Genomic DNA, 16397 nt, shown 5'->3' with positions numbered 1-16397 from the left:
AATCCTTCGCCTGACGCTTCACGTTTCACGCCTCACGAGGAATTATGGCGGGGAAGATTCTATTAGAAGTGGTGACGCCGGAGAAGTTGCTCTTGAGCCAGGAGGTGGATGAGGTGATTGCCCCTGGCTCAGAGGGTGAATTCGGTGTGTTGCCGAGACATTGTCATTTCCTTACGACGTTGCGCATCGGTGAGCTCCATTATCGCGTCGGAGATCAGACCAACCACATGGCGGTCCTCTGGGGTTATGCAGAGGTCACGCCGACCAAAGTGACCATCCTGGCCGAGATCGCCGAGAAGGCTGAAGATATCGACGTGGACCGCGCACAAGCGAACGTGGAAAAAGCTGAACAGCGCCTCAAGGCCGGAGGCCTGCCGTCCGAACTCAAAGAAGCCGAAATCAGCCTCGAAAAAGCCCGCCTCCGCAAGAAAATCGCCGAACGAGCCCGCAAAAGTTAGGAAGGGGCAGCCAACCATCCTTCTTGCTCGCAGAGCCCCCATGATACAACGGTGGTCGCTCGATGCGCGCAGTGAACGACGGCTTGCCTGCCCCCTCTTGAGAATGTGAAGAATCAAGAGGTGCTCGTTCGACGCGCGCACTTGAGGCTCGACCAGGCTACCCCTGAGAGATATAGGGAATGGGGAAAGGCGGACGGCGCCGGAGAGGTTGCCTGCCTCCTTTTTTACCAAGCGTAGGCTTCTGGGGCAGGCCTACCAGGGCCGGGAAAGATGTCATCGAGCCGTTTCAGTGTGTCTTGACTCAACGTGAGAGTCAACACACGTATCGTGCCGTTCAACTGCGCGATCGTACGGGGTCCGATAATCGGCGACGTAACCGATTTTTGATGGAGCAGCCACGAGAGTGCGACATCGGCTGGTTGTTCGCCAAGCTGACTGCACAACGCCTCATAGGCCTCCAGCCTGGGCCGATATTTTTCAATTTCTTTCTTTAGGTCCTCGTCGGCGCGTCGACCGACCTTCGCCGGTTCCAATGAGCCGGCCAACAGCCCGCGCGCGAGCGGACTCCAAGGAATGAGACCGATGCCATAGGCTTCGCAGGCCGGAATCACTTCCAGCTCGACCGTCCGTTCGTTCAAATTATAGAGACTCTGTTCGGACACGAGTCCAAGGAAGTGACGACTGCGCGACAGCTCTTGCGCCTGGGCCAGGTGCCAGCCGGCGAAGTTACTGCTGCCAACGTAGAGAATCTTGCCTTCCCGCACCAGCTGCTCCATCGCCTGCCAGATTTCCTCCCAGGGCGTCTCCCGATCGACGTGGTGCATCTGGTAGAGATCGATACAGTCCGTCTGAAGACGTCGCAGACTTTCCTCGCAGGCCCGTTTGATGTGCAGGGCCGACAAGCGTGACTGATTCGGCCATTGGCCCATTCTGCCGAAGACCTTCGTCGCCAGGACGACTTTCTCTCGTCGTCCTCCGCGTTGGGCAAACCAGCGCCCGACAATCTGCTCCGTCCACCCTTCACCCACCTTCCAACCATAGACATTCGCCGTGTCGAAAAAGTTAATGCCCAACTCCAGCGCCCGATCCATGATGGCAAAACTCTCGCCCTCACTCGTCTCCGGCCCGAAGTTCATCGTGCCAAGACAGAGCCGACTGATCTTCACCCCCGAGCGACCGAGATGGACATATTGCATCGACATCGCCAGAAATTATGCCGTTATTCCATCACCCTGTGCAACCAAGCGGATGCGCGAGCATCCGCTTGGCCCTTCTTCTCTCTTTTTGTGATGTATCTCCACATGACCAGGCCTAGTCGGCGGACATCCAGATCTGTAAAATGTCACCCCTGCGTTGTTCAACATGACATCAGGAGTTACCCTATGGCGGTCTCATCGATGATGCTCCCGCTTGGAACGCCGGCTCCCTCCTTTACCTTGCCCGATGTCGTGAGCGGACGACTGTATTCGCTCGACTCGTTTGCCGGCAAGGCCGCCTTGTTGGTTATCTTTATGTGCCGGCACTGTCCCTATGTCGTGCATGTCCAGAGCGAGATCGCCAAGATCGGACAGGACTACCAGGACACGGGGCTTGGCATCATCGGCATCAGCAGCAACGATCCGGCTCATTATCCCGATGACGCCCCCGAGCGGCTCAAGGAGATGGCCCAGCAGCTCAAGTTTCGTTTTCCCTTGTGCTTCGACGAAACCCAAGAAGTCGCCAAGGCCTATAAGGCCGCCTGCACACCGGAATTCTATCTCTTTGATGCCCAGCGACGACTTGTCTACCGGGGCCAGCTCGACGACAGTCGACCAGGCAACAACAAGCCGGTCACAGGCCGCGATCTTCGTGCAGCGATCGACAGGCTGCTTGCCGGAAACCCAGTTGATTCCAACCAAAAGGCCAGCATCGGCTGCAGCATCAAGTGGAAGCGCGGCAATGCGCCGCCCTATGCATAGCCGATACTCCCCCCGATTCCTCCTCTGTCTGGTTCTCTCATTCCTCGTTGCCTCCTGCGACAGAACGCAACAGATCTCCCTCACCGCGGAAGATTTTTCCTTCGTCCCCAACCTGGTGCAGGTAACGGCCACTCTGCCCATCACCCTCTCCGTCTACAACGCGGGGCGCGCGCCCCCCCTCCGCCCAAGTCCGACAGCCCCGGCATTCTCCTTCCGCCGAGGCAATCGATCCGGATTGCCATGGCGCCCCCGCCGGGCACGTACCTCTACATACGCCGGCGCAAAGGCCATGCTAATATGACCGGGACGTTGATCGAAGAATAAGGAACGACTGAGGGCCGAGACCCCCGTTTTCAGACCCGATTCTCAGCCAGACGGCTAAATAGAGAAGGACCAGGGCCTCCTCAGGCGTGCTCCCCCGAAACTAGCCTTTGACCACTGCGTCGACGATGCCCTGTTCCCAGTCTCGAAAACGATCGAGGTCCTTGGCGAGGCTGGCTAGTAACCAGGCCAGCACGACGGCATCGTCGAACAAGCCAATCCAGGGAATAAAGTCGGGCAACAGGTCTAACGGACTGACCACATACAACAGCGCCGCGACAACTGCCACGAGCGTCTGAACCGATGGGCCCCTGTACCTGCCGTCTTTCCAAGCCTTGAGAAGTCGAACCAACAGGGGGAGGTCGGTCCAAAAGCGACCGACCATACGCAACAGGTGCCACAGCCTCTCGTATACCCTCATAACGACCTCCAAGAGATGACAGTTTGCTTGTCTCTCCGAAAAAGAACATCGAGAACAGTATGATCAGAATACCAGGGGCCGAGGATTTAGAAAAGCCTTGGAGAATGATGCGCAGCCATACACATCCGTCATCAGCTCTTATATCCGGTGCGGCTGATCGCGACCCCATAGGGGACGAATCCCCCGTCGCCACCATCTCGGCCGAAGCTTACCCCTTTCCCTGCGAGAAATCACGCCCGTTACCCCTTCGCCCGTTGCAGAGCCCCCTTTAAAAAGAGTACCTTTTCTGCTATTAGCGATCCATCCAAGGAGGCTTTCCATGAAACCCTTTCGACTCATTTCCTTGACCCTTGTGCTGCTGCTCTCCTGTGCAACGCTGGCGTCGGCTGAACTGCTGGCCCTCTTAAACTACGAGAGTAAGCAGGGACAGCCGGTGAGACGAGAAGGGATCGCGATTATGGACATTGACCCCGCGTCGTCTGACTTCGGCAAGATCTTGATGGAGATTCCGCTACCTCCGGACCTCGTCGCTCACCACATCTTCTTCAACCGCGATCGGACGAAAGCCTACATTACGGCCTTGGGCAAAAGCCTCCTGCACGTCGTCGATCTTACGAAGTTCCCTTACCGGCTACGCGCGATTGACGTTCCGGACTGCAAGGTCGGCGAGGATCTCGTCGTATCGGAGGATAACAAAACCTGGTACCTCACCTGTATGGGTTCGAGCAATGTAATCATGGGTGATGCCATCCACGATACGCCGATCAAAACCGTGAGCGCAGCTGGACCGACAGAGCCGTTTATTCTCTATCCGCACGGCATCGCAATTCACAATGGCATCGACCGCGTGCTCGTCACCAGCACCGTCAAGCCGGATATGTCAGAGGCGGGCGACACGGTAACAGTCATCGAGGCCAGCACCGGAAAGGTCTTGTCCACACATAGAGTCACGTCCCAACCGGCTCCCGCCAAGATTGCTCCCGTCGAGGTGATGTTCGCGCCGAACGCTGATCCGCCGGTCGTGCACATCACGAACATGTTGGAAGGGACCCTGTGGGCCGGAGTGTGGGATCCAAAAACCAGAACCTTCTCGTTCCATCAAGTGGACGACTTCGGCTCGCGCGAACAAGGGATGCCATTGGAAATGCTCTATAGCGCAAAGGGGAACCGTTTGTACGTCACGACCGCCAAGCCGGGATTCGTCAATCTGTACGACAATACAGATCCGCGACAGCCCAAGTTTCTCCAGGCTATTCCAGCCGCTCCAGGCGCCCATCACACGGTCCTCTCTCCGGATGAGCGCTATTTGTTCGTTCAAAATAGCCTGCTCAATCTGGAAGGGATGAGCGACGGATCTATCACGGTGATCGACGTGACGAAGGGGGGAAAGGTGGTGGGGAGCATCGACACCTTGAAAGCACAGGGGTTCAACCCCAACTGCATCATGCTGCTGCCGAATCATTTTCACCCAGTGGGCTTGCGTGCAGGCTCGATTTCTCAGTGAACCGGCGGCAATCTGGCTGATGGTGAGGGAGGCGTGCTCCTTAGAGTGATGCTTTCATGGTAACTGAGTTTGTCGTAACGGCCGGTGAGCTGCCAAAACGGCTGGATGTTTTTCTCGTCAATCGTGAACCCAAGTTATCGCGGTCAGCCTTGCAACGGTTGATTGAGCAGGGTCGTGTGAGGGTCAATGGTCAGATCGTCAAGCCCAGTCACAAGATCAGGCCTGGCGAGATCATTGCCTTTGATATTCCGAAGGCGGAGCCTTTGGAACTCAAAGGGGAATCGATCCCGCTCGAAATTCTCTACGAAGACACCGTCTTGTTGATCTTGAATAAACCGGCCGGCCTGGTCGTCCACCCTGCGCCTGGTCATTGGGGCGGCACATTGGTGAATGCCCTCCTCTACCATTTTCAGACCTCCGGCGGCACAGTCTCGACGATCGGCGGGAAAGAACGGCCAGGGCTGGTCCATCGGCTGGACAAAGATACATCTGGCGTGATGGTCATTGCCAAGACGGACGAGGCCCATCGCGCGCTTTCGGCACAATTTAAACAGCACACGATCACACGGGTATATGAGGCGCTGATCTCAGGCATACCGAAAAAAGGGCATGGATTAATCGATCTGGCCATTGGCCGCGACAGGAAGGAACGGAAAACATTCTCTTCCCGCACGGCGCGACCCAAGGAATCCGTGACAGAATACAACGTGGACCATCGCTTCGGAAAACTGGCCGCCCATGTGCTCTTGTACCCGCGCACCGGCAGAACTCACCAACTTCGTGTCCATTTGACATCCCTCGGCCATCCCATTCTAGGAGATCAAACTTACGGCGGGAAAAAGGTCTGCAGGGTTGAGGGTGTCGAGATTCCCCGTGTGATGCTGCATGCGAGGACGCTGGGCTTCCATCATCCTTCCACCGGTGAGTTTCAGGAATATACTCGGATTGTTCCATCGGATATGGAGCAGGTCGTTCAAGCCCTCGCTGATCTCACGCCGCCTCCTGTAATGCGACAGCCTTGACAGGCCTTTCAACTTGGCGTAATCAGTTCCGCCTCAAAGGATGGGGTCATGCAGACTGGCGATGTCCTGGACGTGATGGGTGGACTCGTGGCTCAACTGAAGCACTATGCGGACAAATTGCCGCCGGTGGTTCATCTGGCTGTGGTGCCGACGGGAGTGAAGCCCAAGTTTGAGGCGGTTGAGGAGTATGAGGAGATTGTCTCCCGATTCCGGAGCCAGAGCGCCGGGACTCCCTATAAAGGCCTGAACGGATTATTTGTGGAATCGCTTGAAGCTTTCGAAGTTGGCAGATTGCTCGGTTCCGTCCATCCCCTCCTCTCGGTGCTCGACCATCTTGAAAGGATGCAACGAGATAAAGAAATCCAAATCGGACGGCCAGATGAGAAACGTACAGCTGAGTATCGATCCGCCCTGAATAAGATTCTACCCGGCAACAAACCTGAGCTTGACGGAGCAGGGCGGGGAATGTAGTAAACTCGTTAGGCGTGAAACGTGAGGCGTCAGGCGAAGGATTCGATCTTGCAACCCCTTACCCCTTGCCAGTTCAATGCCCCATCTTTGGGCCTGCCGCGTTTTCGCCTTGTGATACGAGTTTGAATCGAACGGTCGATCCGCATCGAGGACACTTTCCTCGGATGGTTTCCGTATCCAGCTGTTCATACTGGTCTTCTTTCAGCCACATGAGCTGCTTGCACATGGGGCAGGTTCGTACTTGCGTTGCCATGTTGTTCCTCGTACACTCCGCGTGATTATCGTTGATCGAACTGGAATATAATTTAGTACAAGATGCCTCTAACCCTCAAGCCCGCCATCACCTTCGCTCAAAAGAAACATCTCGACCCGGCCAAGCTCGTCCGCCTCTACCAGCAAGCGCCTTGGGCTAAAGGACGGACCCTTGAAGACGCACGTGAGATGTTGCGCCACACCGATGTGGTAGTCACGGCCTGGGACAATGATCTGCTGATCGGATTTGGACGGGTCTTAACAGACTATGTGTATCGAGCGACCATTTGGGATGTGATTGTCGATAAAGCCTACCAGGGACAGGGTGTCGGAACCGATATCGTCCAGCGGATCCTGACCCACCCCCGTCTCAAGAAAGTCGAACTTTTCTGGCTCTGTACCCGTATGCCTGGCTTTTATGAAAAGCTGGGGTTTAGCTCAAAGGAACAGACCGGGATGGTGTGGAGCCGATCGAAGCAAGGCAGACAGGAATAATGTACGTTCTTTGACTCGGGAATTGTTGCTTCTGTCTCTCTGACCAGCGCTATTGCTCCTCACAAACGGACGTTGGCCATGACACCACTTCATCATAGTATGTAACGGAGGACAAGGTCCATGACATATTTCTTCTTAGCGGGCGTCCTGCCACAGCGAGGGATTTACTCCTCTCCCACACACGAGGGCCATCACCCATGACAATACGAGACGATCTCGCTCGTGCATTTCATGACACGCAGTCGTTCAAGTGGGACCCCATTAAACAATTTACACTTGCGTCCGGTCAGAAGAGTCCCTTCTATGTCGATTGTCGATCGCTGATGGCCCATCCCGGGTCGCGCCGGCTCGTGGGACAACTCGCGCATGACGCATTGGCCGGGGTGGAGATCGACTGCCTTGGAGGGCTTGAAATCGGCGCGATCTCTATTGCCACGACTATCTCGGACTATTGCTACGGAGCGACCCCTCGACGGAATTGGCGGACCTTTGTCGTGCGTAAGGAAGCGAAAGACCATGGATTGGGGAAGCTGATTGAAGGAGCGGTGCGCTCGGGAGATCGCGCGCTGATCGTAGACGATGTGTTGACCAGCGGTGGATCCCTCCTGAAGGCGATTGCCGCTGCCCGCCAGGCAGGCCTCGTGGTAAATCAGGCGCTCGTGATCGTGGATCGAAAAGAGCAGGACGGGCACGCACGGGTTGTACAGGAAGGAGTCTCACTGATCAGTCTGCTGACGATCGACGATCTGACCAAAGATCTCTCCACATGAGTTATTTGCACTGAAACTGAATACCCCACCGGCGCTCATGGATCATCTCTTGCGAGCCCTCAACGCCGTCGGCACGTGCCCTTCCCCTTGTCTCTCCTTCCCGCACAATCGTGTAGGACCCGCTGCACTTATCACGCATCAACGCGAGTGCTTCGCTTCGAAATGAAGAGAGCATGGCCCCTTGTTCCCCCTTGAACGGGTAGGTCACCAGCCCTCCGTCACCTGTGTCCTGCACGAGTTTTGCCCCCTCGGCGCAGCCAGCCAGGAAGAGAGCGGATGCACAGATGAGGCTTGACCAAGTCTTCATGGAGTCCCTATCATAATCATGAACGTCGTTCTCTGTCGAGCATGTCCATCATGGCTATCATCGGGAGGCCTATCATGAATACACGAATCGCCATGTTCGTCACCGGTCTTGTTGTTTTTCTCGCCGCGACCGTGACCGTGGTGTCAGCCCATCACTCGTATCTCTTGACCGTCCAGCAACTGAAAGTCGGACTGACGAAAGCCCCTTCGATGGCCGAAAAGGGGTTTGTGTTGATCGATGTTCGATCCCCAGAAGAACATCTGCAAGGCTTCATCCCTGGGACTGACATCAACATCGATTTTCGTGAAATGAGGACACGCCACCGTGAGATCGGCGCGCAGTTGGAGGACCACATTGTGGTCTATTGTCAATCAGGCCATCGCAGCAACATTGCAGCAGAAACACTGGCCGATCTGGGCTATCGCCATGTCTACAATGTCAGCGGAAGCATGAATGCCTGGCTCGCGGCTGGCTTCCCGGTTGAATCGAGGCGTCGTTAGCTCACAGATGTGACCGACCTCATCTGGCACCAGTTTTCGCACCACCTTGTTCCTGGCGTGGGCTGACCCCGATCACAGCCGGAAGTCCTATGTGGGTCAGAGTGCTTCCGTCCAACAGTGAAAGCCAACTATGCAATCCGGCCATCTTACGCCTGGCTTGTCGCAGTGCGGAGCTGACAGCCATGTCCGACGAGGATCCCCCATCCATGGCCATGACCTGACGCAGGGGGGGAAAGGCGTCCCGCAGGCATTCCCCAAGGGCATGGAGCGACGTCACTTCGGTCGTCTTGAATAAGAGAAGATGCCCATCGCCTTTTTCGGCAACCAGAGTCTGATGCGCGCGTTTGCCTGTTTGACGCACGCGGATTGTTCCCGTCCGGTCAAGGAGCATGAGGGATTGTGCAACCTCGCGATAGGGAGGGTGCCCCTCATCGAAGGTATCGAAGGTCAAGTCCAAGACCCGCGCTCGCCTTGTACGATCCACCGATGGCTCCGCCACAAATAATCCCAGCCACGTGGGGTGCCGCTTGCTTCCCAGCGAACGGCCATTTCCATAGAGCAGACCGAGATACGCGTAATTCTCACGAAAGAGCCCCGCATTGAACACCAGATCGTGGCCGGTTCGTTCCTGCCATTGGCGAATATCGAGCGGGCTTGAGAAACCGTCTTGTTGGTAATAGTGCACGGAAAAGCGATAGCGATCGGGGTCGATCTCGACGGCGACCAATGGCGCAACGTCCGGGCATTGTGTCTGAGGATTCCAGACAGAAACGGATAAACCGTCTCCGAGTTGATCCTCTGTGATGGTCTGAGCCGGCGTCGTGGAGACAGCACTGAACATGAAAAGAGTGATAGACAACACAACCCGAGCGACAGGGAGAGACAGTTGGAAGTGAGTGTTCTGTGCCATGGTGTCTCACGATCGAGTATAGAGAGCGCTGGTACAGAGCGTCAAATCATTCGAGGAAGAGGGTCCTCAGCTGCGATGTTGCTCTTGCGGTCAGCGCGGCATTTTGGGGATTGTCGATGGGATGGAAGCGCCGGCCGTCTCGGACACTGCACTGGAGTCAAGCAGGTTACGGACCGCATGGGCGAGTACCTCAGGAGTAAAGGGTTTCTGCAAGAAAGCGCTTATACCCTCTTCTTGCCCTGCCATAATGCCGATGTCATCCATATAGCCTGAAATGAACAGGGTTCGTAGGTCCGGTTTGATGACGGAGAGATGTTGTGCCAGTTCCCGTCCACCCATGCCCGGCATGACGACGTCGGTCAGGAGAAGCTGAAACGATCCTGCTTGTTGCGTCGCCAGCAAGCAGGCATCGACTCCGTTCTTGGCTTCTACGACTCGGTAACCCAGTTTCCTCAGCTCGTCTCGCACGAGCGTGCGGACGCTTGGTTCATCTTCCACCAAGAGAATCGTTTCCGTGCCTCTCTGAGGCTGGGCCAAGGGTCCGGGCGTCACGGTGGCAGGGATGTCAGACTCGACACTGGGGAAGTACAGATCAAAACGCGTACCGTGACCCACTCGGCTGGTAACATCGATGGCACCGCCGCATTGAGTAACGATCCCGAACACCGTTGAGAGGCCTAAACCCGTACCCTTCCCCTCCGCCTTCGTGGTGAAGAACGGCTCGAAGATATGGGCTTCTGTCTTACGGTCCATGCCACAGCCGGTATCGCTGACAGTCAACCGTACATAGTGACCTGGCAGTAACGGGGTGAGGTGATAGACAGGACTGCGGGTTAATTCCACTTGGGCGGTTTCGATCGTGAGCGTTCCGCCACTCGGCATGGCGTCCCGCGCATTGACGACGAGGTTGGCCAGAACCTGTTCAAGCTGAGATTGGTCGGCCTTGAGTCGCGCGTGTGTCGGATCGAGTCTACAGACGAGCTGGATGTGCTCGCCAATAAGACGGCGCAGCAGACTTTCCAGGCTTGTGACAGCCGTATTGAGGGACAGAATTTTTGGGTCCAGCGACTGTTTGCTGCTGAACGTGAGTAGTTGTCGGATCAGCGTCGCAGCCCGTTCACCGGCTTTCAGTGTTTCGTCTATCTTTCCGCGAAGAGGATGTTGAGGGCCCAGTTCGGTCAAGAGCACTTGACTGTAGCCCATGATGACGGTCAGGAGATTATTGAAATCGTGCGCGATACCACCGGCCAGCCTCCCAACCGCTTCCATTTTTTGGGACTGCCGAAATTGTTTCTCGCTCTGCCGAAGGGCCTCTTCTGCCCGTTTCCTTTCGGCGCGGTCATCGAGCTCACGCAGTGCACGCTGGACCGAGGGCACAAGCCGACCGAGCCGTTGTTTGAGCACATAGTCCGTCGCGCCATGATGCATGGCGTCGATGGCCAGCTCCTCTCCGATGGTGGCCGAGACGAAAAGAAAGGGAACATCGGGACAGTGCTGGCGGGCCAAGGTCAGGGCCGTCATGCCGTCAAAGCCCGGGATCGAATAGTCCGCCAGGATGAGATCCATCCGGCATTCCTTGAGAGCCGCCACAAATGCCTGCCTCGTGTCGACGACTTGCGACTGGCAGGGAATCCCGCCCTCGACCAAGGTGGTTGCAATGAGTTCTGCATCAACCGGATCGTCTTCGAGGTGAAGTAGACGGAGTGGGGGTTTCACAGGTCCTTCGTTTGGATGTTACTTGAGGCTAAGAGCCTTCGGGGGGCGGTTCGTTGATTACGCCCCAAAAGACACCAAGCTCTTTTACGGCCGTGATGAATTGGTGAAACTCAACCGGTTTCACCACGTAGGCGTTGGCACCCAAGGCGTAGCTTTGGGCCAAATCGCTCTCCTCGCGCGAGGATGTGAGCATGACGACGGGAATCGGTTTCAGATTGACGTCACTCTTGATCGTCCTCAGAACTTCGAGCCCATTAATCTTCGGCATCTTGAGGTCGAGGAACACGACCACGGGATTCCCCTCCTGCCTGCTGGAAAAGATGCCACGGCAATAGAGGTAGTCGAGCACTTCCGCCCCGTCACGACATACTACAACCTTGTCGGCAATGTGATGTTCTTCCATGGCGGCCAGCGCAAGCTCGGCATCACGAGGGTTATCCTCCGCGAGAAGAATGGGTTTCACAGTGGTCATCTGAGAGACCTCGCGAGTGGAAGTGAAAAGTAGAAGGTGGCCCCTTGGTCCAGCGCCCCTTCAGCCCACGTCCTTCCCCCGTGTCGATGAATGATTCGACGAACGTTCGCGAGACCGATGCCGGTCCCTTCAAACTCATCGTTACGATGGAGTCGCTGGAAGACGCCGAACAATTTGTTGACATATTGCATGTCGAACCCTACTCCATTATCCCGTACGAATATTTCAGCTTCGCTGAGGCTTCTATTGGTGGCGCCGATTGTGATTTCGGCGTTCGTTCTGGTCGCCGTGAACTTTACCGCGTTGGAGATCAAATTCATGAACACTTGGCGCAACATCGCAGGATCGCCTAATACAGGAGGTAGTGGCTGTATTGTCCAGGAGATTGTCCGCCCTTGCAAGTCAAGACGCAAATCATGAAGGACGGTGGTGACAAGTTGGTCCAAGTTGACGGTCGTGCGGAGCATATCCTGACGGCCCATGCGAGAAAACACGAGCAGGTCGTCGATCAGCTGACCCATCTGCTTCGCGGAATCCGAAATCGTCTGCAGATAACGGCGCGGTTTGTCGCCCAGCGCGTCACCAGCCGACTTGGACAACAGAGCCGCATAGCCGTCGATATGGCGGAGTGGGGCACGCAGGTCGTGCGACACGGAATAGCTGAATGCTTCCAACTCCTTATTGGCCGCCTGGAGCAGCTCGCCTCTGGTTTGTAGTTCCTTGGCCACGCGGCGGCGCTCGGTGACATCGTGATGGATCAGAAAGTATACGAAGGCCAAGAGGAGCAACTGCATGAGGGCGCCGAGCCCGAGCAAGGCGATCGTATTTCTCGTGCTCCCAGCGGATTGCGCCACTCGCTGCACGAGCGATCGTTGTTCCGCGGTGTCGAGCTCCGTCATCAGGCGTTGGATTCCCTCGAGCTCGGCCTTTGCCGCTCCCGAGAGCGCGAGATGGCGGACGGCTTGGTAGCCGTGTTTTTCACGTTGAGTGATGGCTTCCGCCTCCGCTCCCAATTGCTTGGCGATGAGCCGCTCGAGCGTCTCCACGCGGGTCTGTTGTTCAGCATCCTCGCTCATCAGGCCTCTGAGATACCGGAGGTATTCAGGCATCTGTTCAGCCAGGTTCCGGTATGGTCTGAGGTACGACTCATCACCGGTAACCAGGTATCGTCGATGACCACTTTCAGCGGCATCGAGGGCCTCTCTCACTGAACCGAGTAACTGGACCAGTTCGTGGCTCCTGGTATCGAGCCGGCTGTTCTCGATCAGAACGGAGGTGTTGCGATAGGAAATCGCACTGATGACGACAATCCCAGCAAAAACGAGCCCAAACCCGGCAAGAACTCGTCGTTCGATCGACCAATGGGTAAACCACTCCAAGATCCCGTTGACCTTGGGAATCGAGGCTGAACTACCCTCGGGGATCGGTTCCGATTGAACTGGAGCGGGCGTAACTGGAGGTTCCTGCGTGATGGATTCCATATCAGTCAAACGTGCTGCTGCACCGGAATGGAGGCCACTCTTGTGGAGACTGTACCCTCCTCCAGAAGACCCTGCAAGAAATATCCTACAGGATACTGGCTGCACCGTGGAGGCAGTCCACAGTAGAACTACCCCCCGAAGGGGGTGACGGCAGGGGGAACTGGGAGGGCTGCGGTTGGATCAGGGAAGTTTGAAAACATTAAGAGAGCAGAAACAACCCAGTCGGTGACCGGTTGCGGATAGATGCCAATGGCAAGTGTGCCGGCGAGACAGACATAGACCACCAGCTTAATCGAGCCTGAGACCCTGAGGGGCGCGCGGTCATGGGGCTCGCTGACATACATCTTCTTCACGACGATGAGGTAGTAATACATGGAGATCACGACGTTGATGAGCCCTACCGTAATGAGCAAGTACAGCCCTTCCTTCACGGCTGAGACAAAGATGTACAGTTTGCCGATAAAGCCGGCCAGCGGGGGCACGCCGGCTAGCGACAAGAGGAAAATCAACATGGAAAATGCGAGAAATGGCGACCGGCGGCCCAGACCGCTATAGTCGTCGATTTCATCACTGCCGATGGCTTCGCTGACCGCAATGACAACGGCAAAGGCACCGAGGTTGGCGAACAGATACGTCAGGAGGTAGAACAGCAGTGCGTCGCTGCCCATTTTCGTCCCCGTCGCGAGACCAATCAGCACATTGCCGATCTGGGCGATACCGGAATAGGCCAGGAGCCGCTTCATGTTCTTCTGCGCGATCGCCACGATGTTGCCGTATGTCATGGACAGGATGGACGCAGCGACAATCAACAGAATCCAGACCGGCTTAAAGGTGGCCAAGGCAACGAAGAACATTCTCAGCAGAATGGCAAAGGCCGCTCCCTTGGGTGCGATCGAGAGGAACGCGGTCACCGGCGTCGGTGATCCATGGTATGTGTCGGGAATCCACGAGTGGAAGGGTACCGCGCCGATCTTGAACCCTAATGCGGCGAAGATGAGCAGGAAACCAATGGCCAGTCCCGGTGTGGCCTGCGCCGTTGTCATATCGGAAAACACCAGTTTGCCGGTTTCCCCATAAACCAAACTAATGCCATAGGCGAGAAGGCCTGCGGCGAAGATCCCCAGGACGAAAAACTTGATGCCTGCTTCGTTTGAGGCCATGTCCTCGCGGAGATACGACACAAGGACGTAGAAGCCGAGGGTGGAAAATTCCAATGTGACAAAAACCGACAACAGGTCGTTCGCGGAAGCCATAAACATCATCCCGAGGGCGGACATCAGGATCAGGAAATAATATTCTCCGCGGAAGAACTTGAATCGATGGATGTAATCGATTGAGGCGAGAAGGACAAGGATCGTCGATCCGACGACAAACATTTTGAAAAATAAGGCCATCCGGTCGAGGGCGAACATGTTTGCAAAGAGGGTCCCTGTGATGCCGGCGATATCGAACCACGCCAGACAGCCGAGAGTGGCGACGAGCCCAGCGATACTGAGATAGGCCAATTGCTCATTCGGCAGCCTAGGGAACGAGAAATCAATGATGAGGATGACGCATAACCAGCACGTGAGCAGAATTTCCGGCAACAGCAACAGGAGATCGGAGGGAGATATCGTAAGCGAGAAGGTCATTCGGATCCCCGTGAGGGGTGAGGGGTGAGGGGTGAGGGGTTGTTCGCCAAGAGCGGAGCATCAGGTGTCCGCAGAGGGGTATTCGCCTCACTCCTCACCCCTAACCCTTCACCTGTCTGCGCGACCGGCACGACACGGATGATCTTTGCGATCAAGGGATCGACACCGGACCGCACCACATTATAGAGATGCATGGGGAAGAAAAAGAAGCCGACGCTGACAGTGATCATGATCAGGAGCGGAAGACGATCAGCAACGGCAACTGCGTCGTGCGCGTGACTGTACTTCTGATCCATAGGTCCGTAGAAGATCCCCCGCATCATCTTGAACAGGTAAGCCAAGGTCAAGACGATGCCGGCCACGGCCACAATGACCTGGAGCGGATACTTGTTCCAACTGCCGACGATGATCATGACTTCAGCAATGAAGTTCACGGTGCCAGGCACGCCGATCGAAGCCATGCACGCAATCACGAAACAGCCGGAGATGAACGGCATGCGATTCGAGAGCCCGCCGAGCGAGGGAATGTCGCGGCTGTGCGTTTGATCGTATACCCAGCCGGCCATCGCGAAGAGCATGCCGGTGGCCATCGCATGGGCGAACATGTACATGACTGCCCCGGTCAAGCTGATATAGTCCAAAGCGGCCATGCCTAAGAAGACATAACCCATGTGACTCGAACTTGAGTACCCGATAACGTACTTCGTATCTTTGGCGAAGAACGCCACGAATCCTCCGTACACGATACTGAACATGCAGAGCACGGCCGCAATGGGCATAAGCTCCCTGGTGGTCTCCGGCAGTATCTCGAACGCCACCCGGATGATCGAAAAATGGCCGAGCTTCATCAGCACACCTGCGTGCAGCATGCTCGTCGCAGCCGGCGCGGCAGCATGGCCCACTGGAGACCAGGAATGCAGCGGCCACAGAGGCGCGATCGAAGCAAATCCGAAAAAGACCAAAATCCAAATGATCTTGTCCAACGTCGTGCCCAGCACAGGAATGTTCATCAACTTGGCCTGTTCGCGGAGGACCAAAATATCGAAGGTGTTTAGTCCGGCAAACTTGTAGATCAGCAAGATGCCCATCAGAGCCGCAACGGCAAAGGCGGAGAGAAAGAGCACCAGTTTCATCGCGGCGTATTCTTTACTGTTGGATCCGAAGTTGAAAATGAATCCGACCGAATCGCGCAGCTTGAGGCCTTCCGCATCCGTCATCTCGTTGTACGTTTTCGTATGGCTCCCCCACATGCCCAACAGGAGATACATGGGGATGACGGACATCTCGTAAAAGAAGAAGAGAAAGAAGAGATCCAACGACATGAAGACGCCGATCGTGGCTGCGGCGAGGATCAGCAGCCAGATGTAGAATTCTTTCGTCCTATCCTTGATGTGCCAGGAGACGAAAATTCCTGCGAACAACAAGATGCCGGATGCCAGCACCAGCGGGGTTCCGATCCCATCCACACCGAGGTGAAGCGAGATACCAAGCTGGCGAGACCATTCGTATTTCTGGACGAACTGGAATCCCCCCTTCACATGATCATAGGCGTAGAACAGATATAGTGAAGCGAGCAAGGAGACAAAGGCCGATCCCGCCGCGATGCCCCGAACAAGCATCGCTTGACGGTTGGAGACGAAGATCAGCGCGATGGCCCCCACAAAGGGTGCAAACAGGATATAGAGCAGTGTGTAGTCACCCATACGAC

General features: G+C 56.0%; 18 protein-coding genes. 8 read left to right on the top strand and 10 right to left on the bottom strand.

Annotation, left to right across the window (positions count from 1 at the left end):
• Positions 1 to 44: 44 nt before the first annotated feature.
• Positions 45 to 458: a F0F1 ATP synthase subunit epsilon gene (locus HZB34_14165; GenBank protein ID MBI5317106.1), complete on the top strand. Its 414-nt coding sequence runs from the start codon at positions 45 to 47 to the stop codon at positions 456 to 458.
• A 224-nt stretch (positions 459 to 682) separates the two neighbouring features.
• Here the strand turns inward: HZB34_14165 and HZB34_14160 are convergent, their stop codons facing one another.
• Positions 683 to 1654, bottom strand: a complete 972-nt coding sequence (locus tag HZB34_14160; GenBank protein ID MBI5317105.1) for an aldo/keto reductase — start codon at positions 1652 to 1654, stop codon at positions 683 to 685.
• Between the two features lie 186 nt (positions 1655 to 1840).
• Here HZB34_14160 and HZB34_14155 point away from each other — a divergent pair, with 186 nt between their 5' ends.
• Positions 1841 to 2416 carry a thioredoxin family protein gene (locus HZB34_14155; protein MBI5317104.1) on the top strand — a complete coding sequence of 192 codons (576 nt, stop codon included), beginning with the start codon at positions 1841 to 1843 and terminating at the stop codon, positions 2414 to 2416.
• A 424-nt stretch (positions 2417 to 2840) separates the two neighbouring features.
• Here the strand turns inward: HZB34_14155 and HZB34_14150 are convergent, their stop codons facing one another.
• Positions 2841 to 3158 carry a DUF1232 domain-containing protein gene (locus HZB34_14150; GenBank protein ID MBI5317103.1) on the bottom strand — a complete coding sequence of 106 codons (318 nt, stop codon included), beginning with the start codon at positions 3156 to 3158 and terminating at the stop codon, positions 2841 to 2843.
• Positions 3159 to 3477: 319 nt separating this feature from the next.
• Between HZB34_14150 and HZB34_14145 the strand changes: the two genes are divergently transcribed.
• The 3 genes from HZB34_14145 to HZB34_14135 are packed head-to-tail and all read left to right on the top strand — an operon-like array spanning position 3478 to position 6155.
• Positions 3478 to 4662: a YncE family protein gene (locus tag HZB34_14145; GenBank protein MBI5317102.1), complete on the top strand. Its 1185-nt coding sequence runs from the start codon at positions 3478 to 3480 to the stop codon at positions 4660 to 4662.
• 56 nt (positions 4663 to 4718) lie between these two features.
• Positions 4719 to 5684, top strand: coding sequence for an RluA family pseudouridine synthase (locus tag HZB34_14140; protein MBI5317101.1), 966 nt, complete (start codon positions 4719 to 4721; stop codon positions 5682 to 5684).
• A 48-nt stretch (positions 5685 to 5732) separates the two neighbouring features.
• Complete coding sequence (locus tag HZB34_14135; protein ID MBI5317100.1) at positions 5733 to 6155, top strand: hypothetical protein; 423 nt, start codon at positions 5733 to 5735, stop codon at positions 6153 to 6155.
• 73 nt (positions 6156 to 6228) lie between these two features.
• On the opposite strand, the gene HZB34_14130 is transcribed toward HZB34_14135, so the two are convergent.
• On the bottom strand, positions 6229 to 6408 hold the full coding sequence (locus tag HZB34_14130; protein ID MBI5317099.1) for a hypothetical protein: 180 nt from the start codon (positions 6406 to 6408) through the stop codon (positions 6229 to 6231).
• Between the two features lie 62 nt (positions 6409 to 6470).
• On the opposite strand from HZB34_14130, the gene HZB34_14125 reads away from it, so the two are divergent.
• Positions 6471 to 6902, top strand: a complete 432-nt coding sequence (locus HZB34_14125) for a GNAT family N-acetyltransferase (GenBank protein MBI5317098.1) — start codon at positions 6471 to 6473, stop codon at positions 6900 to 6902.
• A 197-nt stretch (positions 6903 to 7099) separates the two neighbouring features.
• Entirely contained in the window at positions 7100 to 7672 is a 573-nt protein-coding gene (pyrE, locus tag HZB34_14120; protein MBI5317097.1) for an orotate phosphoribosyltransferase, read from the top strand.
• A gap of 1 nt (position 7673) precedes the next feature.
• On the opposite strand, the gene HZB34_14115 is transcribed toward pyrE, so the two are convergent.
• On the bottom strand, positions 7674 to 7979 hold the full coding sequence (locus HZB34_14115) for a hypothetical protein (GenBank protein MBI5317096.1): 306 nt from the start codon (positions 7977 to 7979) through the stop codon (positions 7674 to 7676).
• 74 nt (positions 7980 to 8053) lie between these two features.
• Here HZB34_14115 and HZB34_14110 point away from each other — a divergent pair, with 74 nt between their 5' ends.
• Positions 8054 to 8479 carry a rhodanese-like domain-containing protein gene (locus HZB34_14110; protein MBI5317095.1) on the top strand — a complete coding sequence of 142 codons (426 nt, stop codon included), beginning with the start codon at positions 8054 to 8056 and terminating at the stop codon, positions 8477 to 8479.
• A 19-nt stretch (positions 8480 to 8498) separates the two neighbouring features.
• Here HZB34_14110 and HZB34_14105 read toward each other — a convergent pair whose 3' ends face one another.
• The 6 genes from HZB34_14105 to HZB34_14080 form a co-directional block, all read right to left on the bottom strand.
• Positions 8499 to 9389, bottom strand: a complete 891-nt coding sequence (locus tag HZB34_14105; protein MBI5317094.1) for a hypothetical protein — start codon at positions 9387 to 9389, stop codon at positions 8499 to 8501.
• 90 nt (positions 9390 to 9479) lie between these two features.
• Complete coding sequence (locus HZB34_14100) at positions 9480 to 11105, bottom strand: response regulator (protein ID MBI5317093.1); 1626 nt, start codon at positions 11103 to 11105, stop codon at positions 9480 to 9482.
• A gap of 28 nt (positions 11106 to 11133) precedes the next feature.
• Positions 11134 to 11577, bottom strand: coding sequence for a response regulator (locus tag HZB34_14095; protein MBI5317092.1), 444 nt, complete (start codon positions 11575 to 11577; stop codon positions 11134 to 11136).
• Positions 11574 to 12476, bottom strand: coding sequence for a hypothetical protein (locus HZB34_14090; protein MBI5317091.1), 903 nt, complete (start codon positions 12474 to 12476; stop codon positions 11574 to 11576). The genes HZB34_14095 and HZB34_14090 overlap by 4 nt, the downstream gene beginning before the upstream one ends.
• Positions 12477 to 13186: 710 nt before the next feature.
• On the bottom strand, positions 13187 to 14689 hold the full coding sequence (locus tag HZB34_14085; protein ID MBI5317090.1) for an NADH-quinone oxidoreductase subunit N: 1503 nt from the start codon (positions 14687 to 14689) through the stop codon (positions 13187 to 13189).
• Complete coding sequence (locus HZB34_14080) at positions 14686 to 16392, bottom strand: NADH-quinone oxidoreductase subunit M (protein MBI5317089.1); 1707 nt, start codon at positions 16390 to 16392, stop codon at positions 14686 to 14688. Before HZB34_14080 ends, HZB34_14085 begins: the two co-directional genes overlap by 4 nt.
• Positions 16393 to 16397 lie beyond the last annotated feature (5 nt).

Source organism: Nitrospirota bacterium (assembly GCA_016219645.1).
GTDB lineage: Bacteria > Nitrospirota > Nitrospiria > Nitrospirales > Nitrospiraceae > Palsa-1315.
Note: the sequence above shows the minus strand (reverse complement) of the source record. Positions and strands in the feature narration are given on the sequence as shown.